Raw genomic sequence first — 20,636 nt, forward strand, 5'->3', positions numbered from 1 at the left:
TCAGCCGCGCTTCGGCGCGTTGGCGCCGAGCGAGACATGGTCGAGCCGGAACACTGCGCCGCGCGGATGGAGCTGATAGCCCTCCACCCAGTCGCGCTGTCCGCCGAGCAGGTCGAAGAAGGCCGGGATGATCGAGGGAACCTCGTCATACATCAGCTTCTGCGCCTCGGCGTAGAGCGCGCGGCGCTTGGCCTCGTCGACGGTCGCGCGCGCCTCGAAGATCAGCTTGTCGAAGGCGGCGTTGTTCCAGCGCGTCTCGTTCCAGGCGGCGTTCGAGGTGTAGAGCAGCGAGAAGATGGCATCGGCCGTCGCCTGCATGTTGTAGAAGCCGACATAGAACGAGCCCTTCTTCCAGACCTGGTCGAGATAGGTCGCATGCGGCATGGTCTCGACCTTGATGTCGAAGCCGGCGGGCTTGGCCATCTCGCGCAGGGCCACGGCAAGCTGGGTGCGCTGGCCCGGTCGGTCGGAGGCGATCAGCGTTGCCTCGAGCCCCTTCGGATAGCCGGCCTCGGTGAGCAGCGCCTTGGCCTTGGCGATGTCGGCTCTCTTGGCTGGCAGGTCGGCGTAGAAGCGATAGGCCGGGTTGAGGGCTGTGTCGTTGCCGGCCGAGCCGAAACCCTCCGTGACGAAATCGACCATGGCGGCGCGGTCGACGGTGAGCGCCAGGGCCTGGCGCACGCGCACATCGTTGAAGGGCTTCTGGTCGCAGCCGAAATTGACGTTGCAGAACTGGCCCGAGGGCACGCGCAGCGCCTTGACGCCCGAGGCCTTCTGCAGCCGGCCGAATTCGGTCGGCGGGGTCGTGCTGATCAGGTCGGTATCCCCCGCGATCAGCGCGGAAGCCTCGGCACTGACGTCCGGGAACACCACGACCTCGATCTTGTCGAGATAGGGCCGCGCCTTGTCGTAATGGGCGTCGTTACGGGCAACGACGATCTGCCGCTCCGGCTCGAAGGAGACGAGCTTGAACGGGCCGGTGCCGATCGCCTGACGGTCGAGCTTCTCCAAGCCGCCCTTGATGACGGCGGCCGGCACGATCTTGGCGTTGGTATAGGCCAGCGTCACCGGCAAATCGGCGAAGGGCGCCGAGAGATTGAAGACGACGGTCGCATCGTCCTTCGCCGAAACCTTGGCGATCGGGCCGACATTCTGGCGCGCCGGCGAGGCAGTCTTGGCATCGAGGATCGCCTCGAAGGTCGCGACGACATCGGCCGCCGTGCAGGGCGAGCCGTCGTGGAAGCTCAGCCCCTTGCGCAGGACGAAGGTCCATTCGGTCAGGTCGGCGGAGTTCGTCCAGGACTCGGCGAGATCGGGCTCGGCGCTCATATCGACCTTGAGCCGAGTCAGGCCGGAATAGAGCAGTTCGGCGACGAGATATTCCGGGTTCACGCGGGTCACGAGCGGGTTGAGCTTGGCGACCGCCTGGTCGACGCTGACGCGCAGAGTGCCGCCGCGGCGCGGCGTCTGCGCGAAGGCCGGGATGCCGCTCATGGCGAGGCCGCTGAGAGCGGCGGAGGCGGCGAGGAAATCGCGACGATGGATGCTCGGCATGGGACGCTCCTTCAGCTCTGTGATGTCGGCAGATCGGGGTTGATGTCTGGCCTGAAATCGGCGGCGAGATAGGCGAGCACGGCTTTGGCCAGCGCGACGATGTCGGGCACGGTCGTGTACTCACCGGGCGAATGGATGTTGCGGTCGGGCCGGCCGAGCCCGCCGAGCAGGACCTCGCTTCGGCCGGTAGCTCGCTGGACCCAACCGAAATCGGAGCAACTCGCAGCTCCCCATTTGCGGAACTCTCCCGGCGCATAGCCGAAGCCCTCGCCCATGGCCGTCTGCCAGCGCGGCCAATGCGGCCCGGCGGGGTCCGCGGTCGGCATGAGATGGCCCACCAGAGCCGTCTCGACCGTCAGCTCCGGCACAGCGGCAGCGCAACGGCGGATCACGTCCTCGATCTCGGCCTGCGCATCCTCGAAGCGTTCCTCGGGGGCGTAGCGCCGGTTGATGGTCAGTTCGAGCAGCGCGGGAACCTGCCCACCGGCCGTGCCGCCCCGGATCGCGGCGAGGTTGAGCTGGGCGGCAAGCGGCGGCTTGCCCGGCGGCGGCGGCAAGGCCGAGACGCGGGTCGCGACCCTGGCCTTCAGCGCCGCCAGAGCATTGAGCAGCGGCAACGCGGCCTCGATCGCATTGAGGCCGCCACCCCGACGATTACCCTCGCCGGCATGGACGGTCTGGCCGTGAATGCGGACGAGCAGGTTGAACAGGCCGAAGCAGCCGGCCCAGACCCGCGCCTCGGCGCTGCCGTTGAAGTTGAGGATGTGCCCCGGCAGCCGATCCTGTTCGGCGAGATAGCGGATGCCCGGATAGAGGCCACCCTCCTCGTCCGTGCAGAACAGCAGCACTGGATCATAAGCCAGTTCGACCCCGCAGGCTTTGGCCGCCCGCAGAGCCAGCAGGATCGCGGCGATGGAGCCCTTCATATCGGCCGCGCCGAGGCCGATCAGGCGGTCACCGTCGCGTTCCATCCGCAGCGGGTCGGTTTCCCAGCCTGCCGCGGCGGGCACGGTATCGACATGAAAATAGAGGCCGCAGTTCGGGCGCCCGCTCTCGCGCCGGGCGATCAGATTCGTGCGCGGGCCGGCGGCGGGGCCGTGCGGGACATGCCAAAGCGCCTCGGGAACCGCCACGCGCTCGCTCGCAAAGCCGAGCGGAGTGACGAGCTCCTCCAACAGCCCCGCAAAATCGTCATAGCCGAGGCCCGGCGGGAAGGAGGTATCGACTGCGATCATCCGGTCGAGCTCGGCGACCGCGCCGTCGACATGACCGGCAATCCAGCCGCCGGCCTGCGCCAGCACGGTTTCCTGATATCGAGGCGAGGAAGCTTCCGACATCGCTCAGCCCGCAAAGGCCGCGCTTGTCCGGCGCCGGCCCGATCTGCGATGGAGCACTTGAACTGCCGCAACTGGCAACACCATTTGCGGACCTCCTTCTTTCATATAAACTATATAGAAATAGGACAGACTGGCATGCCCCCTGTCAATGCCAAAAAAGCGTCGAGCGCTGCCGCCGGAACAGGCAATGGCGCCGGCGCGTCCGCGCCGGTCCTGCCGAATTTCGGCGCCGGCGAGGCGGCGCCGCTCTATGAGCGCGTGAAGCGGCATATGTCGGAGGCCATCCTGGTTGGCGAGTGGCCGCCCGGCATGGTGCTGCCCAGCGAAACGGCTTTGGCCCAGGGCTTCGGCATCGCCGTCGGCACAGTGCGCCGGGCGATGAGCGATCTCGTCGCGGAGGGCTTGCTCTCCCGCCGCCGCAAGACCGGCACCGTCGTGACCGGGCGGACCCCGCATCACAGCTTGCGCTTCTTCTTCCAGTATTTCCGCTTGCACCGCGCCGATGGCAGCCTGGTGAAATCCACCAGCCAGTTCCTGAGCGTCACGGCGCGACCGGCCACGGCGGAAGAGATCGAGCGCCTGCAGATTACCGCGGGTGGTATCATCGCCATCCATCGCATCAGGCATGCCGACGGCCGCCCCGTCATGCACGACAAGCTGCTGCTCGCCGAGGAAAGGGTGCCGGACCTGCCGCGCGAGCCGGAGGCGCTCCCGGCCCTGCTCTACCTGCATCTCCTGGAGCAATACGGGATTCGGATCTCGGCCGTCCGCGAGCAAATCACGGCCGATCTCGCGAGCGATGAGGACATGGCGCTACTCGACCTGCCTGAGCGTCAGGCCGTCCTCACGATCGACGAGGTCGCGTACGATCAGGCCGGCGTTCCCACAATCCTCGGATGGCACCGTGCGACGACCGCCTCACATGCCTATGTGAATGAAGTCCGGTAAGAACGCGCCAGGTGTGGACGGTTCTCCTTTGGCAAGGGCTATTGAGCGTTCTGTAGGGCTAGTCGGTGCGGCCATGTGTTCGATCTGCGTGGCAGCGGTCGGCTTCGCGGGGCAGCCGCCCTCTGCGGCACGCTACGACGTGGATTTCTAGGCCGAGCGCCTCGCCCGGGCGAAACGCCTCACCTTCGCTCTAGACCGCGGGGACGCATCCATTGAAGCGGCAGCAGGTATCAGCGGTACGGGTTTCGACATCGGAATGACTTAGATGCTCGGTACCCGGCGAAGCCAAACCAAGCCGCCAGCACGTTAGGAATTGCTGTGAATGTTCCCGTAACAGGGCGCTTCGTCTTCAGGCGTGCCGAGCTTTGGGCTGACGGCGTGATCCATGCCCTGGGCGTTACCTTGGGGCTGGCTGCCGTCGCAGCTTTGATCGTTCAGGTCGCGAACAGTGCTCCGTTGTTCGATTTGATCCCCGTATCAATCTACAGTGCGGCCCTTCTGACGGTTCTCATCGTCTCGGCAACCTACAACATGTGGCCGATCTCGCCCCGCAAGTGGTTCATCAGGCGCTTCGACCATTCGGCGATCTACGTCCTCATCGCCGGCACCTACACGCCGTTCCTGATGAAGCTGAGCGGGAGCATTTTCGCCCAGGCTCTCCTGATAATCGTATGGATCGCGGCGGCGACCGGCGTCGTCATCAAGGTGGCTTTGCCGGGTCGGTTTGATCGCCTGTCGATAGCGCTCTATCTCCTGATCGGGTGGAGCGGTCTTCTGATCTGGGAAAGCGTCAGCCTCCTCCCGGCGACTACCGTATGGCTGATCGTTGCAGGCGGTCTTCTGTATTCGATTGGTGTCGTTTTCCACGTCTGGCATAGCCTGCCGTTCCAGAATGCGATCTGGCACGGCTTCGTTCTTATTGCTTCCGGCTGTTTCTATGGGGCTGTGTTTCGGGCGTATGCGATAGCGCCGACGGCGTGAGCCATGGCCGCCATCGGCAACCGCTCGGCCTCACCTCTCCATTTCCACGATTTGGTTGAACTCTTCAGGCGTAAGCTCGCGAGGCCCAGCCTCCAGATAGCCGGGTCGCTTAAACTGCGATGCCGTGATTGGCAGACGAGTGGCGCTGCGGGCCAACACCGCAAGTTGGATCGATGCCGAAAAGCAGTCGTTAGCTGATATCCAGACGGGAGCTCGGCAAGAAGGTCGTGGCGGCTGTCACAGTTGCAGGCCGCCATCCACCGCGATCTCGGCGCCGTTGATATAGCTGCCCTCGGGCGAGCAGAGCAGCAGGGCGATGCCCGCGCAATCCTCGGGGTTGCCGATCCGGCCCAGCGGAATGCGCGCGAGCACCTGCTCCTCCCGCCCGGGCTGGGCGAGGACGGCGCGGTTTCGGTCCGTCAGGATCGCACCGGGCTTGACGATGTTGAAGGTGACGTCCGGTGCCTGCGTCGTCCGGGCGAGGTTCAGGATCATGTTGGTCTGCGCGGCCTTGGTGGCCGCATAATAGAAATGCGTCGGATTGGGGCGCGCCTCCTGCACGCTGCCGATCGCTATTACCCGGCCGAAGCCGCGTGCGAGCATGGCGGGCAGGAAGGCCTGTAGCAGCCGCACCGTGGCGTGGAGATTGATCTCGGTCTGGGCGCTCATCGCCGCTTCCGAGACCGCGTCCCAGGTCTCCAGCATTTCGACGGAGGCACAGAGCACGAGGATGTCGGGCTCGGTCCCCCGCGCCTTCAGCTCATTCGCCATGGCTGGCGGGACTGCGGGCTCCGCAAGGTCGGCAATCAGGGGCGAGGCCAGGAGGTTTCGCGCCTGCAGGTCGGCCACCGCAGCGGCGGCAGCGCCGGCATCCCGGTCATGGATGATCGCATGGGCGCCGGCCTCGGCGAGGCGCGTCGCGATCGCAAGGCCGATGCCGCGTGCCGCGCCGGTGACAAGCGCCACGCGGTCTGAAAGTGCTCCAGCCATCAGCCGAGCAACGGCTTCACGCGCGCGGTGGCATCATCCATCGCCTGCTGCGCCGGCTTGCGGCCGAGCACGGCGGCCTGCGTTTCCTCGATGAAGATGTCGTGGGCGCGGGCCTGCTCGTCGAAGGCTGGCAGATGGATGCGCGAGGCCTTGAGCGCGGCGGCCTCGTCGGCGGCATAGGGCATCGCCGCCTTCAGCTTCTCGTCTGCATAGGTCGAGATGCGCACCGGGCCATTGCCGTTCAGCGCCATGGCGGTCGTGCCGGTTTTCGAGGAGAGCGCGCGAATGAACTCCCAGCTCAGCGGCTTCTGCTTAGCGCTCTTCGGGATCACCAGCGACCAGAACTCGACCGTCGGCGCGTATGCGACCTTGCCGGCGAGGTCGGCGGCCATTGGCGGCAGCAGCGACTTGAAGCGGCCGCCATATTTGCCCTTCGACGGGTCGTTATAGGTGACGAGGCGGGCGAAGGGATTGATCGTCATCGCCGCCCTGCCCTGCTGCATCCAGGTGGTTATCTCTTCGTTGTTCACCGTCGCGAAGTTCCGCGGCAGCACGCCGGCCTTGTAGAAATCGGCGAGCAGGGTGAGCGCCTTCACCATCGGCGGCTCGGTCGCGACGATCTTGCCGTCTGATGTCATGTAATCGCCGCCGAGGCAGCGGGCGAGCGTCAGGAAGTTCGAGGCGAAGACGGCGGTGAAGGCCAAGCCATAGACCTGCGTGCCGTCCTCGCGCTTGAAGGTGAGCTTGCGGGCAAGCTCGGTCAGCTCCTCGAATGTCGTCGGCAGCTTGGTGACGCCGCGCTCTTCCAGCAGGGCCTCGTTATAGATCAGGGCATTGGTCGCGTGGCGGACGGGGATGCCGTGCAGGGCTTCGCCGACCTTGAGCGGGGCGAGCAGGCCCGGAGCGAAATCATCGAAAGCCTCGATCGGCGCCTGCTTCATCAAGCTGTCGAGCGGCTCGAAGAGCTGGAGATTGCGCGGCACAGCGCGTCCGTTGACGAGATAGGCGACGTCGATCGAGGTCTCCGACAGCGAGGCCTCGCGCAGCAGCCGCTCATGCACGGCGTTGACGTCGCCGAAGGTGACCCAGTTCACATCGGCTCCAGCAGCCTTGCGGAAGCTTTCGGTCGCGTCGCCGCCGGGCCCGGTCGTCGCGGCGGTCTGGTGGACGCGGTGGCCGAGCGCCGTCAGCGTCTTCGCCTGGGCGAGGACGCCTTTCGGTATAAGGGCGGCGGTCGCGGCGGCACTGGCAAGCGCACCGAATCTGCGGCGCGAGATGCTGGATGTCATCGATTGTCCTCCCGGATATGTCCCCGGCGGCGCTTTGGTCGCGCCGCTTTCTCGACCGTTCAGGCCGGCAGCAGCGGCTGCACGCGCTTGACCAGCGACCCCATCGCCTCCTCCGGCGTCTTCATGCCGAGCACGGCGGCTTCCGCCTCTTCCTTGAACAGGTCGCCGGCACGCGCCGCCTCGTCGAAGGCCGGCATCGGCACGCGCGCGACCTTCAGCACCTTCAATTCCTCGGCGGCGTAAGGCACTGTTCCCGCAAAACCCTGGTCCGCATAGGTCGAGGCGCGGACCGGGCCGTTGCCATTGAGCGCGGCATTCAGCGTCGCATCCTTGGAGGCCATCGCCTTGATGAAGCTCCAGGCGAGGTCCTTGCGCTTCGCGTTCTTCGGGATGACCATGCCCCAGAACTCGACCTTGGCCGGGGCGGCGTCATACTTGCCGGCCAGTGTCTTCGAAGCGGGAACCGCGATCGTCTTGATCTTGCCGGGGAATTTCGATTTCTGCGGGTCGTTGTAGATGCGATTGCGGCCCATGCTCTGCAGGCTCATCGCAGCGCGGCCCTGCTGCATCCAGACATTGACGTCCTCGGGCGAAAGCGTCGCGAAATTGCGCGGGAAGGCATTGGCCTGGAAGAGCGCGCGCAGCGTATGGATCGCGTTCAGCATCGGCGGTTGGTCGGCGACGCATTTGAAGTCGGGCGTGATGAACTCGCCGTCCCAGGCGCGCGCGAGGTCGATCACGTTGGGATAGGTCACGCCCGGCGTGCACAAGCCCACGACCTGCGTGCCGTCGCTGCGGCGATAGCTACAGGCCTTGGCGATCTCGATCATCTCCTCGATCGTCGCCGGCGGCTTGGAGAAGCCCTTTTCAGCCAGGATTTCCTCATTGTAATGCAGGCCGGAAGAGGCGTGACGGAACGGGATGGCGAGTTGCTTGCCGCCAACCTTCATGCCTTCCATCAGGCCGGGGAAGATGTCGGGGATGTCCTCGACTGGGTCTTTGCCGAGGTAGCCGTCGAGCGGCTCGAACAGCGTCGCGGCGCGCGGCACGACCTGGGTGTTGACCACGAAGCCGACATCGACCGAGGTCTCGCCGAGGCTCGCCTCGCGGAACAGCCGTTCCTGCAGCGGGCCGGTGTCGAAGGTCGTCCACTGGACGGTGACGCCGTTCTTCTGCGCCCAGTCCTTGGTGATGTCGCCGCCCTGCGCGCCGGTCGCCACCGTCTGCATGACGCGGTGGGTGAAGACGTTGAACGGGCCGCTCTGTGCCAGCGCGGCCCCGCCGAGCCCGGCGAAGCTCACCCCAAGGATGCCGGCCCCGAACTGTCTACGATCGAGCGTCGTCCTCTGGCTCATGCTGATCCTCCCTGTGGTTCGCGAGTTCCGCGATGGCGGCTTCTGCCGCTTCGAAATGCTTGTTCATGGCGGCAAAGGCCGCAGCCGGATCGCTCGCCCGGATCGCCTCGACGACGCGGACATGCCGTTCGAAGGTGCGCCGCCAGTCCTCAGGCCCCCTCGCCTCGCGCGAGTTGAAGATCTCCATGACCTCGCGGATCACCGGCCTGAGGCCCCGGATCTGGAAATCGAGCAGGCGGTTGCCGGATGAGGCGGCGACGGCCTCGTGGAAATCGAGATCGGCCTCGATCCAGCGCGGCACATTGCCCAGCGCATCTTCCATCCGGGCGAGAATGAGATCGAGCTTCTCGATATCCTCGGCCGAGCGCCGCTCGGCACTATGGGCCGCGATCGGTGGCTCGAGGATGCGGCGCAATTCGACAGCCTCGGTCAGGCCGTTGGCGCGGCCGCGTACGGCAAAACGATAGAAGCGGTCGAGCGGGGCGGCGTCGAGCGCCTGCACCCGCGTCGGTTTGCCCTGCTGGATATGGACGACGCCCATGGCCGCGAGCTGGCGGATGGCTTCGCGCGCGATCGGCTTGCTGACGCCGAAGGAGGCCGCGATGCGCGCCTCCGATGGCAGGGAGTCCCCGGGCTTCAGGCGCCCCTCATGAATCGCCTGCGTGATGCGCTGGATCACCGCATCGCCAAGGCGCATGGGCACGACATCGCCACCCGCGAACGGGTCGTCTGCATCCAGAACGGAACGGGCGAGATCGCTCATCAATGTCCTCCGGCGGTGATCATTGACAGGTGCCGCGTTCCTTGGCAACTGTTCAACTTATCTGATAAGTGGATGCCGCTCAGCGGCACGTCTCGGGAGGGCCATGCCGCATGTCGGCCAGCCGCATCGCCAGAATTGATGTCCATCCGCTGCGGGCGACCCTGCCCAAGGTCCAGCGGACCTCGCAGGGCGATTATCCGGCGATCGAGATCGTCGTCGTCGAAGTCGAGGCCGAGGATGGAACGATCGGCTTTGGTGAAGGTCTGTGCCGGCGCGGCGCGGCCGGCTATGCGCGCTTCATCGAGGAGGCGCTGGTGCCGCGCCTGATCGGGCGCGATGGTGCCGACCGGCGCGCGCTCTGGAAGGCGATGCGCGCGGCGCTCTCGGGCCGCCCCGGCGGGCAGATCGTCGAGGCGATCGCGGCGGTCGATATCGCGCTCTGGGACATCGCCGGAAAGCAGGCGGGGCTGCCGATTCACAAGCTGCTCGGCGGCATGGGGCGCAAGGAGGTCGCGGCTTACGCCTCCTCGATCAACTGGCTCGACGATGCGACTGTCGAGGCCGAGGTGGCGGCGGCGATGAAGGCCGGCTTCCGCGAGATCAAGGTCAAGCTCGGCCATCCGCTGCGCGATGCGGTGACGCGGGCGAAGCTCGTCCGCCGGCTCGCCGGTGACGACATCGCGCTCTATGTCGATGCGAACTGGGCCTATGACGTCGACGACGCGCTGATCGTCGGGCGGGCGCTGGCCGATCTCGGCTACGGCTTCTTCGAGGAGCCGATCGCGCCGCATGACCGCGAGGGCTATCGGCGCCTGGCGCAGCATCTGCCGATCCGGCTCGCGGCCGGCGAGAGCGACTATGTCGCCGGCGAAGCGCTGATCTCGTTGCAGGATCGCTCGCTCGGGCTGATCCAGCCGGACGTGACGCGCTCCGGCGGCATCACCGAGACCTGGCGCATCGCCGAGCTCGCCGCGAGCTTCAACACGGCCTATGCGCCGCATGTCGGCTGGTCCGGCGCGATCTGCGTTGCCGCCAGTTTGCAGCTCGCCGCGGCGGCGGAGAGCTTCCGCACCTTCGAATGCATGGTCTACGAGAACCCGCTGCGCGACGCCTTCACTAAGCCGCTCGTCGGCGAGGGTTCGCAGCTCGTCGACGGCAAGCTCGCGATCCCGCAAGGGCCGGGGCTGGGCATCGAGATCGACCGCGAGGCGCTGAAGCGCTTCGGGATCGCGTGAGGCGGCGATGGATTCGAGCGCTTCCCTTCCATCCAAGCTCCGCCGTCATCCCGGACAAGCGGCGCAGCCGCGCCGATCCGGGATCCATCGAAAGGTGTCGAACTCTACGATGGATCCCGGGTCTGCGCTTCGCTTGCCCGGGATGACGGAGCGGTTTGGAAGCGCGGGATGGGTGAAATCTGAAGCGCGAGTGCTCTCATGACCACCCGCACGCCCATTTCCGCCATCGCACTGGTCACGCCGGTCCAGCTCATGATCGGCGGGATCATTTTCCTGCCGGCGATCTATGTCTTCTGGCTCAGCCTCCACCAGTCCTCCTTCGGTCAGGCGGCGACATTCGTCGGCCTCGCCAACTACGCGAAGGTGCTGGCCGATCCGTATTTCTGGAAGGCGCTGCTCAACACCGTCATCGTCGTCGCCATCGTCGTGCATGTCGAGTTGCTGATCGGGCTTGGCATGGCGCTGTTCTTCGCCTCGGGCGTGCCGTTTCGCCCTCTCCTGCTCGCCATCGTGCTCGCGCCCTATGCGGTGAGCGAGGTCTCGGCGGTGGTGATGTGGCGCTATTTGTTCGAGCCCGATGTCGGCATGATGAGCCGCTTGCTGGCCACCATCGGCCTGCCGCCGATCGAATGGGCGGTCAATCCGAGCCATGGCCTCGCCATGGTCAGCCTGCTCTCGATCTGGCTGCACCTGCCCTTCTCGTTCATCATTCTCTATGCCGCGCGGCTCTCGATCCCCGGCGATCTTTATGAAGCGGCCTCGATCGACGGCGCCTCGCCCTGGACCTCGTTCCGCCGGATCACGCTGCCGCTGCTGATGCCGGCACTGCTGATTGCCGCGCTGTTCCGCTACATCTTCGCCTTCCGGCTGTTCTCCGAGGTCTGGCTGATGACCGGCGGCGGCCCGGCACGCTCGACCGAGGTGATGGCGGTCTATCTCTATCTCGAAGCCTTCCGCTACAACGCCTTCGGCTCGGCCGCCGCCACCGGCTGGCTCCTGGTGCTCGCCTCGCTCCTGCTCGCGCTGTTCTATCTGCGCCGGCTCTACCGGGAGATGTTCGCGCGTGCCTAAGATTCTGCGCCATCTCCCGAAATTCATCGGCGTGCTCGCGGTCGTCGCCTGGTCGCTCGTGCCGATCGGGTTGATCGCAATGTCGTCCTTCAAGGCCGACCGCGACATCTTCTCGACCACCGGCACCTTCTCCTTCGCGCCGACGCTGGCGAACTACCACGCGCTCTGGAGCCGCTGGGGCGATTTCTTCTTCGGCCTGTGGAACAGCTTCCTCGTCACGGTCGGAGCGACTGTGCTGGCAGTCGGAGTCTCGCTGCTGGCCGGCTTCGCCTATTCGCGCTTCGCCTCGCGCGGCTTGCAGGCCTCGGCCTTCTTCCTGATCTTCATCCGCCTGATCCCGCCGATCGTGATCACGCTCCCGCTCTTCCCGGTGGTGAACTGGCTGGGCTTGAACGACACGCATTTCATCCTGATCGTGCTTTACGCCACCTTCTTCGTTTCGCTGGGCACGGTGGTGATGCGCACCTTCATCGACCAGATCCCGCGCGAGCTCGACGAAGCCGCGATGATGGACGGCGCCTCCCAGTTCCAGATCATCATGCGGATCATCCTGCCGATGGCGGCGCAGGGCATGCTGGCGGTCTCGGTCTTCGTCATCGTCTATGCCTGGAACGAGTTCCTCTTCGCCTTCATCTTCACCACCACCAAGGCCAAGACCGCGCCGCTGGTGATCTCCGAGATGATCGGCGCCGTCGAAGGCGTCGAATGGGGCGTGCTCTTCGCGGCCTCCACCGTGCAGCTCGTGCCCGTGCTCGCCTTCGTCATCCTCATGCAGAAACACCTCGTCGCGGGCCTGACCGCCGGCGCGGTGAAGGGGTAACCGCCATGAACCCATCGGATTCCCGGCTCGACGACATGAGGCGCGCGCTCCGCGAGAGTGACCCGCAACTCAGCCGCTTCGATCCGCTGCCACGCATCATCTGCCTCGACGATTTCGACCGCGGCATGTGCGGCTGGACCCAGCTCGTCGGCAATTACGAGGACACGCTCGACGCGATGCTGCCGGGCTATGCCCAGCACAGCCACGCCATGCTCTCGACGCTGCCGAGCTGGGATTTCGGCTCGCATGGCGGCGTCGACGGCTCCTATGCGCTGAAGATCGCGACACGCCCGAGGAAGGGCGCGCAGAATGTCGCAATCAAGCGCCTGACCTTCCGCAAGGYCGGGCCGATCCGGCTCGAGGCCTATTTCACCTTCAAGCCCGAGGCGACGGAGCTCGCGCTCTCGGAGACCGACATCCGCTCCTTCGGCTTCCTCTACGATCTCCAGATCGGCGATACCTCAGGGCCGGGTGACCGGGTGATGCCGCATCTGCGCTTTCTCAACGCGCAGGACGGGCAGCACATCCAGAAATGGCAGTTCAAGCGCCGGACGACGCCGATCAAGCCGATTGGCACCGCCGGCAAGACGATCACGCACTACCACCTCGCGCCCGAGGACTGGGAGGATCTGCCGGGCGGAGAGCAGCGGCTCTGCTACAACGAGATTCCGACCAAGGTGAACTGGCACTATCTGCGCTTCGATTTCGACCTCGCCGCGATGCAGGCGACGCGCTTCCAGGTCAATGACCGCATCTTCGCCATGGACGGCTTCGACTGCATCCGCATCCCCGCGATGAAGAACCTGTGRTGCATGCTGAACCTCGCCTTCTTCGCTGAGACGGATACCGACAAGCGCGCCTTCGCCTATCTCGACTCCGTCTGCCTGTCGGGGGATTTCTGATGCTGCCCGAAAACCTGACCGCCGTCGTCGCCCGCAACGAAACCTGGACGGGGACCAGTGCGACAGAGCCCTACGAGGCCGGCTGGGCGAAGGAGGCGATCGTCTTCGTCAGAGCGCTGAAGGACCCCGAAGGACCTCTGCCGAAGGCGCGGATCGAGATCTCCGCGGACGGCATGCACTGGTGCCATGAAGGCTCGGAGTTCGCGCTGCCGGCGGCGAAGGATGCCGTTACTTTCCAGCGCCTGTCGCATTTCGGCAATTTCCTGCGCGTCGCAGCAACGCTACCCGATGGCGCCGCAGTGACCGTCCTGGTTACGCTTCATCTTAAAGCTTGACCGCGTGCGCGCCCCAAACGCCACCTCCGGACGTTGGGTGTTCGCCCCAAACCCGACATAGCGCGCCAGCAGTCACGAAATAGCATCGCTCGGCCTCGGTCTGTGTCGCGCTAAAGCTCCTGGCGCGGCTCCACGACCTGCCGAACTGCATCGCGCAATTCGGCGCGCGATTTGTCCCGGGAGTAGAACATATGTCCCCCCTCAAACAGCGATAGCTTAACCCGTCTGGGATCGCCGAGAGCGGGAAGTTGGTCGAGCAGGAGCTTGCTTTCGAGGTACGGCGTGACGAGGTCGGCGTAACCATGGGCGACGAGCACGCGGATATGAGGGTCCAGCGCCAGAAGCTTCCGCAGTTCCGAGATCGACTCCCGATCGCCTCGCCCCGGGCCRTAACTCCAACGATTGCTGACTTCGCTGTTGAGCAGCATGTATCGGCCGTCAGGGCTCCATTTCAGATCGTTGGCATAGTGCATCAGCATCGCGCTCGTCAGCGGTGCGGTCGCCGCCTCCAGGACGGCATCCGGCGCCCGGCTACGAGCGGCATCCGGCTCGGGATCCATCGCGGCAACCGCTCCGTCATAAGGGCTGCCGACGACAAAGTCCTTTCGCCCTGCCTCACGCAAAAAGGTGCCATTATCGATCTTGCCGCCGCGGCGCTCGACAAGATCCCGATCGAGCCCCGTGAATCCCGCGACGCGTTCAACGATGCGAGCGCGAGCCTGGGCGTCGCGCGGCCCCTTCAAGAGATCGATAACGTATTCGCCGGTGGCATAAGCCTCGACCTCCGCGAGCCGCTCGGGCGAGAATTTGCCTCTTGCCTCCAAGTGGGTTGCTGCCAGGGAGGGCAAAGAAACCGCCCATTTCAGCGGCGTGTCGCGCGCGTCCCGCTGGAAGGTGAAGTCCAGAACCGGCGAGATCAGGATCAGGCCGGAAACGCCGATGCCGTCCGAGGTCTGTAATTCGCCGGCGATTTTGGGAGCCCGGAATCCACCGTAGCTCTCGCCAACCAGATAGACGGGCGAGCCGATCCTGTCGTTCGCCCTCAACCAATTGACGATGAAGCGCGAGAGCGAGCGATAGTCACCCTCGACGGACCAGAGCATGCCCCGCGCGTCGTCCGCGCCAGATGAGAACCGGCTGAACCCGGTTCCAACCGGATCGATGAAGACGAGATCGGCGAAACTGAGCCAGGTCTCTCGATTGTCTACCAGGGTTGGCGGAGCAGACGGCGCATCGCCCGGTCGCCCGAACGCAACGCGTTTGGGTCCGAATGCCCCGACATTGAGAAAGGCTGAAGCGGCACCCGGTCCGCCATTGAAGGCGAAGATCACCGGACGGCGACGCTGATCGGCCTTTTCGCCGGCGAGCGAGCGCTGATAGGCAATATACGCGATCTCTCCCAGAACTCGGCCGGAGGCTTCGCGCACCGGAAGTGCGCCCGCAATGGCGGTGTATCGCAGAAGGCCTTCATCCAGAGCGAGTTCATGCTGTGTGATCGACGCGGGCGGCAGACTGGACGCCGTGACCACTCGCCGTTCCGCGACCTCGGCCGAGGGCTTGGCTCCAGCGGCCGGACTGTTGGCCGCCCCCTCCTGTGCGTAAGCAATTGCCGCGCTGAACAGGGCGACAAGCAAAGCGATCGTCGCGGACCAACAACTCGGACGCCCGGCCGTTTTCCTTGGATGCGTCACTCGACCGACCCCTGCTTCAAGATTGCGGCGAATGTGCTCACCGCCCAATGACCATAGCCCGCCCCAAGCTCCGGTCTGCAGGCAAAGGCTTCACAAATCCGGGACCTGCCCCGACCGCCTGCCCCCCGCGTTGCTGAAGCTCGCCGCCCGCGCCGAGCTCTCAGCTCCGATCGCGATCTCGCTCGGATCCGCCCTACCGAGCATCGAGCGATCGAAAATGCATTCCGCGTGCTTCGCTCGTTGCGCGAGCGAGGCCCCCCGAGAAAGCCGGCTTTGCTGGGCGGTGTGTCCTTCGGCCGATGCAACTGGAGGCTGGCTCCCGCTTGGCAGCGAGCATGCGCGGAGCGCCCGGAGTGTCGTCGATCCAAGCGAACTACCCCGTTTGTGCTCGTTGTGGGCTTGGGCATATCAGCCTAATATCGCAACGGGCGCTGGGGTAACTCAGTGGGAGCATGACCATGTCTCACCGCGTGCCATTTACCCCGGGTGATCTGACCGATCATCAATTGGGCGCTGATGACACTCTTGCCGGCGATCCGACCAACACTGTTTTGATTGGCGACGCCGGCGGCAACCTGCGCGATCATTCCCGGGGCGGCAACGACACGTTCAGCGGCGGCGCCCCTGCTAGCTACACCTTCTACGGTGACGCGGTCGGCAACGTGCTCGACCATGCTCAGGGCGGCAACGACTCTTTCAGGGGTGCGCTCAGCTCCACCAACACGGCCTACGGTGACGTGGGTGGCGACATGCTCGACCAAGGCAAGGGCGGCAATGACGCCTTCACGGGTGGAGGCCTCTCCACCAACACTTTTTTCGGCGATGCGGGCGGCCGGATGTCCGGCCAGGCTCAGGGCGGCGATGATCGCTTCGTAGGCGCTGCCCTGTCCAACAACATTTTCATCGGAGATGCGGGCGGCGATATGTCCGGCCATGCTCGGGGCGGCAGCGACAACTTCATCGGCGCCAGCAACCAGGCCAACAACACCTTCTATGGCGACACGGTCGGCAGCATGCTCGACCATGCTCGAGGCGGCAACGACAGCTTCACTGGCGGCGGCCAAGATGCCGACAACAGTTTCTACGGTGATGCGCTCCGCGACATGTCGGATTTCGCCCAAGGCGGCAACGATGATTTCACGGGTGGCGGCGCCTTCAGCAACAACGTTTTCGCCGGCGATGCCGGGCGCAGCATGTCCGGTCATGCGCGGGGCGGCGACGACAGTTTCACAAATAATGGCGCCTTTTCCACCAACTTTTTCTACGGTGACGCGTTCGACATGGTCGACTTTGCCAAGGGCGGCAACGACACCTTCACCAGCGGTCCCGGCTCCAGCAACACTTTCTTCGGTGATGCCGGCCACAACATGTTCGGCCGGGCTCAGGGCGGCGATGACGTCGCGTTCTTTGCCGGCAATGAGGGACTATCCGCGCAGTTCACGAATGCGGCCTATGGCGACGCGCAGACGATGTTCGGCGATGCTGCCGGCGGCAATGACCGCCTGTCGGGCGGCGTCGGTTCCGGGGATGTCGTCAACCAGTTCTATGGCGACGCGCAATCCATGCGCGACGCGGCGAGAGGCGGCAACGATACGCTGACCGGTGGCAGCAACAGCGGCGCAGGCACGGTGACGAACAGCCTCTTCGGTGACGCCGCAACCCTGTCAGGCTTCGCCAGGGGCGGCAATGATACCTTGATCGCCGGGACAGCTGCATCCGGATCCGCGGTCAGCAACGACATGTGGGGCGACGGACAGCTGAGCGACCACGCGCGTGGCGGCGCCGATCTGTTCCTGTTCAAGGATTCTGGGTCAATGACGGTCGGGACCAATAACACCATCGAAGATTTCAGTCAGGCCCAGCATGACAAGATCGGGTTCAGCGGTGTGGCGGGCGTACATTCCTTCGCTGATCTGACTATCGCGCAAAGCGGCTCCGACACCGTCATTACCGCCGGGGCGGACCAGGTTACGCTGCACAATTTCACGCACATGCTGACGCATAGTGATTTTTTGTTCGCCTGAAAGCAAAGCGGGGTTTGCCGCGGCTCGTTCAGCGGAGCGCAGCTGTCGGAAGTTCCGGAAAATCTTGCCTGCCGTTGGCCGAAGGCGGATCTCCGGTGAGATCCGCCGGGGCCATAGGGTGGGCCCTGTCTGACCCGTTCACATCTGCTTAGGGATGGCTGCCTTGCTTCCCAAGCCCTCTTCCAATGCTGCCAGCGAGGCGTTGGCATCCTGCCGCTCCGCCTTCCTGGCGGTCGCGCTGTTCTCTGCCCTGGTCAACGTGCTGATGCTGACCGGGTCGATCTACATGCTGCAGGTCTATGACCGGGTGCTGCCCTCGCGAAGCGTGCCGACGCTGGTCGCGCTCTCGATCATTGTCGCAGCCCTCTACATTCTGCTCGGCCTGTTCGATTGGCTGCGCCAGCGCATCATGATCCGGATCGGGATCGTGCTCGACCGCCAACTCAGCGCGCCGGTGGTCGGCGCAATCCTCGGTACGCACCTGCGCGGCGGGCCGGGCGGCATTCAGCTCTCACGCGACCTCGACAGCGTGCGCGGCTTTTTCTCGGGGCTCGGGCCGACGACGCTGTTCGACCTGCCCTGGATCCCACTCTATGGCGGCCTGTGCTTCCTGCTGCACCCTTCTCTCGGCTGGACCCTGGTCGCCGGCGCGGCGATCCTCATCTTCATCGCCTTGCTGACCGAAGTGCTGACGCGTGGCCCCGCGCGCGAGTCGTCTCGCGCGGGTGCCGAGCGCTCGGCCCTGCTCGAGGCCGCCAGGCGCAATGCCGAAGTGATCGGCGCGCTCGGCATGGAGCGGCGCGTCGCCACTCTGTTCGACCGCATCAACGACCGTTACGTCGTGACCAATCTTGGCTCGTCCGATCTCGTCAGCACGCTCGGCACGATGTCGAAGACCATCCGCTTCATGCTGCAGTCGGCCATGCTCGGCCTCGGCGCCTGGCTGGTGATGAAGAACGAGGCCTCCTCGGGCGTGATGATCGCCGCCTCGATCCTGAGCGGCCGGGCGCTGGCGCCGATCGAACTCGCCATCGGCAGCTGGCGGCCCTTCATCGGTGCCCGCCAGGCCTGGCAGCGGCTGAAGGCGGCGCTGGCGGAGCCGCGCGCCCATCCCTCCATCGCGCCGGACCGGCCGACGCAGCGGCTGGTGCTGGAACATGTCTTCGTCGCGGCACCGGGCGCCCAGAGCCCGATCGTGAAGGATGCAGCCTTTGCGCTGAATGCGGGGCAAGGGCTTGCGATCATCGGCCCCTCCGCCTCCGGCAAGTCGACGCTGGCGCGGGCGGTGGTCGGGGTCTGGCCGCTCATGCGCGGCAGCCTGCGCCTCGACGGCGCGACGCTCGACCAATGGGCCCCGGAGCAGCGCGGCGGAATCATCGGCTACATGCCGCAGGACGTGCAGCTCTTCGCCGGCACGGTGGCGGAGAACATCGCCCGCTTCGACCCGGATATCAGCGAGGAGGCCGTTCTCGCCGCAGCCAAGGCAGCCGGCGCCTACGCCATGATCCTCGGCCTGCCCAGGGGCTTCGAGACGCCGATCGGCGAAGCCGGCAGCCTTCTTTCCGGCGGCCAGCGGCAGCATATCGCGCTCGCCCGGGCGCTCTACCGCGACCCATTCCTGGTTGTGCTCGACGAGCCGAACGCTAGCCTCGATGCAGCGGGCGATGCGGCGCTCACCGCCGCCGTCGGCAGCGTGCGCGAGCGCGGCGGCATCGTGATCGTCATCGCCCACCGCCCCTCGGCGCTCGCTGGCACCGACCTCGTCCTGATCCTGGCCGAGGGCCAAGTCCAGGCGTTCGGGCCGAAGGAGGAGATCCTGCGCAAGAGTCTGGCGGCTGCCCCGGCAGCGGCGGGCGCCGGCTTCCAGGCTTCGAAGAGGATCGTGACAACCGATGCGCACGGCTAACGAGAACGTGGTGGGTGGGCACCTGTCAGGTGCGAGCCGGAAGATCGCGCGCCGCCTCGATCCCCGCCGCGATATCCGCCGGGCGGCTATCGCCGGCCTCGCCACCATCGCCGTGCTCTGCGGCACGGTCGGGCTCTGGGCCGCGACGGCACCGCTGGCGGGCGCGGTCATCGCCTCCGGGAAGATCGTTGTCGAGAGCAATGTCCGCCGCATCCAGCATGCAGCCGGCGGCATCGTAGCGGAGATCCGGGTCAAGGACGGCGACCACGTCAAGGCCGGTGACGTCCTGGTCAGGCTCGACGAGACCCATGCCAGGGCAAGCCTGGCACTGATCGAGATCGAACTGCGCAGGTTCCAGGCCCGCAAGGCCCGCCTCGAGGCCGAGCGCGACGGCAAGGCCGAGGTCGTCGTCCCAACGGAGCTGGCGGAGCGGGCGAGAGCGCCGACGGTGATCCAGGCCCTGGACAGCGAGCAGACCCTGTTCCGCACGCGACGCAGCGCGGCCGAGCTGCAGCGCTCGCAGTTCCGCGAGCGCATCGTCCAGTCGCGCGAGGAGATCAGGGGGATCGCGGCCCAGATCGAGGCGAAGCAGGCGCAGGCCGGCCTGATCAAGCAGGAGCTCGACGCCGTACAGAAGCTCTACGACCAGAACCTCGTCGCGCTGTCGCGGCTGACGGCGCTGCAGCGCGAGGCCTCGCGACTCGCCGGCGAGCAGGGCAGCCTCATTGCCGACACGGCCCGGGTGAAGGGGCGCATCGCCGAGATCGAGCTGCAGATCCTGCAGATCGACGAGGACCTGCGCCGCGAGGTCACGACCGAGCTGCGCGATGTCGACGGCAAGATCGCCGATCTCTCCGAGCGGCGCATCGCAGCGGTCGACCAGCTCGACCGGACCGAGATGCGCGCGCCGCAGGACGGCATCGTTCACCAGAGCACGGTGCACACGATCGGCGGCGTCATTTCGCCGGCGGAGCAGATCATGCTGATCGTGCCCGAGACGGACGGGCTCGTCATCGAGACGCGCATCGAGCCGGCCATGATCGACCGGTTGCGCATCGGCCAGGCTGTCGTATTGCGGTTTCCTGCTTTCGACAGTCGCACGACCCCCGACCTGGAGGGGCGCCTGATCCGGATCTCGGCCGACGCCTCCACCGACGAGAAGACAGGCGTCTCCTTCTACACCGCCCGCATAGGCCTGGGGCTGAACGAAGTGAAGCGGCTCGATGGCAAGGTGCTGCTTCCGGGCATGCCAGTCGAGGCCTTCATCCAGACCGGCCTGCGCACCGCCTTCGTCTATCTCGTGAAGCCGATCGAGGATCAGATCGCGCGATCGTTCCGATACGATTGATGCCGAGTTTGCCTCCGGCCGGCGATCCTGCAAATGGCCCCGGATCAGTGGAATGATGTCGCCGTTCGGGCGCGAGGTCTTGCACCG

Annotated in this window: 17 protein-coding genes; 10 read left to right on the top strand and 7 right to left on the bottom strand. The window is 65.8% G+C overall.

Translation table 11 applies throughout. The annotated features are described in order from the left end of the window. Window positions 1–1,554: an ABC transporter substrate-binding protein gene (locus AC1DDA_RS06750; protein ID WP_476795177.1), complete on the bottom strand. Its 1,554-nt coding sequence runs from the start codon at window positions 1,552–1,554 to the stop codon at window positions 1–3. Window positions 1,555–1,565: 11 nt separating this feature from the next. After that, window positions 1,566–2,891 (bottom strand): M20 family metallopeptidase, encoded by a 1,326-nt coding sequence (locus AC1DDA_RS06755; RefSeq protein ID WP_476795178.1) that lies wholly within the window; start codon window positions 2,889–2,891, stop codon window positions 1,566–1,568. 135 nt (window positions 2,892–3,026) lie between these two features. Between AC1DDA_RS06755 and AC1DDA_RS06760 the strand changes: the two genes are divergently transcribed. Both AC1DDA_RS06760 and trhA read left to right on the top strand, forming a co-directional pair. Then, a complete protein-coding gene (locus AC1DDA_RS06760) occupies window positions 3,027–3,839 on the top strand; it encodes a GntR family transcriptional regulator (RefSeq protein ID WP_476795179.1) in 813 nt (270 codons plus the stop codon). Between the two features lie 312 nt (window positions 3,840–4,151). Further along, window positions 4,152–4,820, top strand: a complete 669-nt coding sequence (gene trhA / locus AC1DDA_RS06765; RefSeq protein ID WP_476795645.1) for a PAQR family membrane homeostasis protein TrhA — start codon at window positions 4,152–4,154, stop codon at window positions 4,818–4,820. A 237-nt stretch (window positions 4,821–5,057) separates the two neighbouring features. Here the strand turns inward: trhA and AC1DDA_RS06770 are convergent, their stop codons facing one another. The 4 genes from AC1DDA_RS06770 to AC1DDA_RS06785 are packed head-to-tail and all read right to left on the bottom strand — an operon-like array spanning window position 5,058 to window position 9,217. Then, the gene (locus AC1DDA_RS06770; protein WP_476795180.1) at window positions 5,058–5,786 is read right to left on the bottom strand and encodes an SDR family NAD(P)-dependent oxidoreductase; all 729 of its coding nucleotides are present in this window, start codon (window positions 5,784–5,786) and stop codon (window positions 5,058–5,060) included. A 23-nt stretch (window positions 5,787–5,809) separates the two neighbouring features. Then, window positions 5,810–7,099 carry an ABC transporter substrate-binding protein gene (locus AC1DDA_RS06775; protein ID WP_476795181.1) on the bottom strand — a complete coding sequence of 430 codons (1,290 nt, stop codon included), beginning with the start codon at window positions 7,097–7,099 and terminating at the stop codon, window positions 5,810–5,812. A 59-nt stretch (window positions 7,100–7,158) separates the two neighbouring features. Next, window positions 7,159–8,454 carry an ABC transporter substrate-binding protein gene (locus AC1DDA_RS06780; protein ID WP_476795182.1) on the bottom strand — a complete coding sequence of 432 codons (1,296 nt, stop codon included), beginning with the start codon at window positions 8,452–8,454 and terminating at the stop codon, window positions 7,159–7,161. Continuing rightward, window positions 8,426–9,217, bottom strand: coding sequence for a FadR/GntR family transcriptional regulator (locus tag AC1DDA_RS06785; protein ID WP_476795183.1), 792 nt, complete (start codon window positions 9,215–9,217; stop codon window positions 8,426–8,428). The genes AC1DDA_RS06780 and AC1DDA_RS06785 overlap by 29 nt, the downstream gene beginning before the upstream one ends. Before the next feature lie 110 nt (window positions 9,218–9,327). Between AC1DDA_RS06785 and AC1DDA_RS06790 the strand changes: the two genes are divergently transcribed. The 5 genes from AC1DDA_RS06790 to AC1DDA_RS06810 all read left to right on the top strand — a co-directional run bounded on the left by AC1DDA_RS06790 (window position 9,328) and on the right by AC1DDA_RS06810 (window position 13,580). Next, entirely contained in the window at window positions 9,328–10,452 is a 1,125-nt protein-coding gene (locus AC1DDA_RS06790) for a mandelate racemase/muconate lactonizing enzyme family protein (RefSeq protein WP_476795184.1), read from the top strand. 198 nt (window positions 10,453–10,650) lie between these two features. Continuing rightward, the gene (locus AC1DDA_RS06795; protein WP_476795185.1) at window positions 10,651–11,523 is read left to right on the top strand and encodes a carbohydrate ABC transporter permease; all 873 of its coding nucleotides are present in this window, start codon (window positions 10,651–10,653) and stop codon (window positions 11,521–11,523) included. Beyond that, window positions 11,516–12,343 (top strand): carbohydrate ABC transporter permease, encoded by an 828-nt coding sequence (locus tag AC1DDA_RS06800; protein ID WP_476795186.1) that lies wholly within the window; start codon window positions 11,516–11,518, stop codon window positions 12,341–12,343. The genes AC1DDA_RS06795 and AC1DDA_RS06800 overlap by 8 nt, the downstream gene beginning before the upstream one ends. Before the next feature lie 5 nt (window positions 12,344–12,348). Continuing rightward, window positions 12,349–13,245 (top strand): DUF6772 family protein, encoded by an 897-nt coding sequence (locus tag AC1DDA_RS06805; protein WP_476795187.1) that lies wholly within the window; start codon window positions 12,349–12,351, stop codon window positions 13,243–13,245. Then, entirely contained in the window at window positions 13,245–13,580 is a 336-nt protein-coding gene (locus tag AC1DDA_RS06810) for a hypothetical protein (RefSeq protein WP_476778245.1), read from the top strand. Before AC1DDA_RS06805 ends, AC1DDA_RS06810 begins: the two co-directional genes overlap by 1 nt. Before the next feature lie 110 nt (window positions 13,581–13,690). On the opposite strand, the gene AC1DDA_RS06815 is transcribed toward AC1DDA_RS06810, so the two are convergent. Then, entirely contained in the window at window positions 13,691–15,214 is a 1,524-nt protein-coding gene (locus AC1DDA_RS06815; RefSeq protein WP_476795188.1) for a S10 family peptidase, read from the bottom strand. 515 nt (window positions 15,215–15,729) lie between these two features. On the opposite strand from AC1DDA_RS06815, the gene AC1DDA_RS06820 reads away from it, so the two are divergent. From AC1DDA_RS06820 to AC1DDA_RS06830, 3 genes are all read left to right on the top strand, one after another. After that, window positions 15,730–17,295: a hypothetical protein gene (locus AC1DDA_RS06820; protein ID WP_476795189.1), complete on the top strand. Its 1,566-nt coding sequence runs from the start codon at window positions 15,730–15,732 to the stop codon at window positions 17,293–17,295. Window positions 17,296–17,449: 154 nt separating this feature from the next. Next, on the top strand, window positions 17,450–19,201 hold the full coding sequence (locus AC1DDA_RS06825) for a type I secretion system permease/ATPase (protein ID WP_476795190.1): 1,752 nt from the start codon (window positions 17,450–17,452) through the stop codon (window positions 19,199–19,201). Next, window positions 19,188–20,549 carry an HlyD family type I secretion periplasmic adaptor subunit gene (locus tag AC1DDA_RS06830; protein ID WP_476795191.1) on the top strand — a complete coding sequence of 454 codons (1,362 nt, stop codon included), beginning with the start codon at window positions 19,188–19,190 and terminating at the stop codon, window positions 20,547–20,549. Before AC1DDA_RS06825 ends, AC1DDA_RS06830 begins: the two co-directional genes overlap by 14 nt. Window positions 20,550–20,636: the final 87 nt, after the last annotated feature.

This window comes from Allobosea sp. 10N428 (assembly GCF_056394545.1).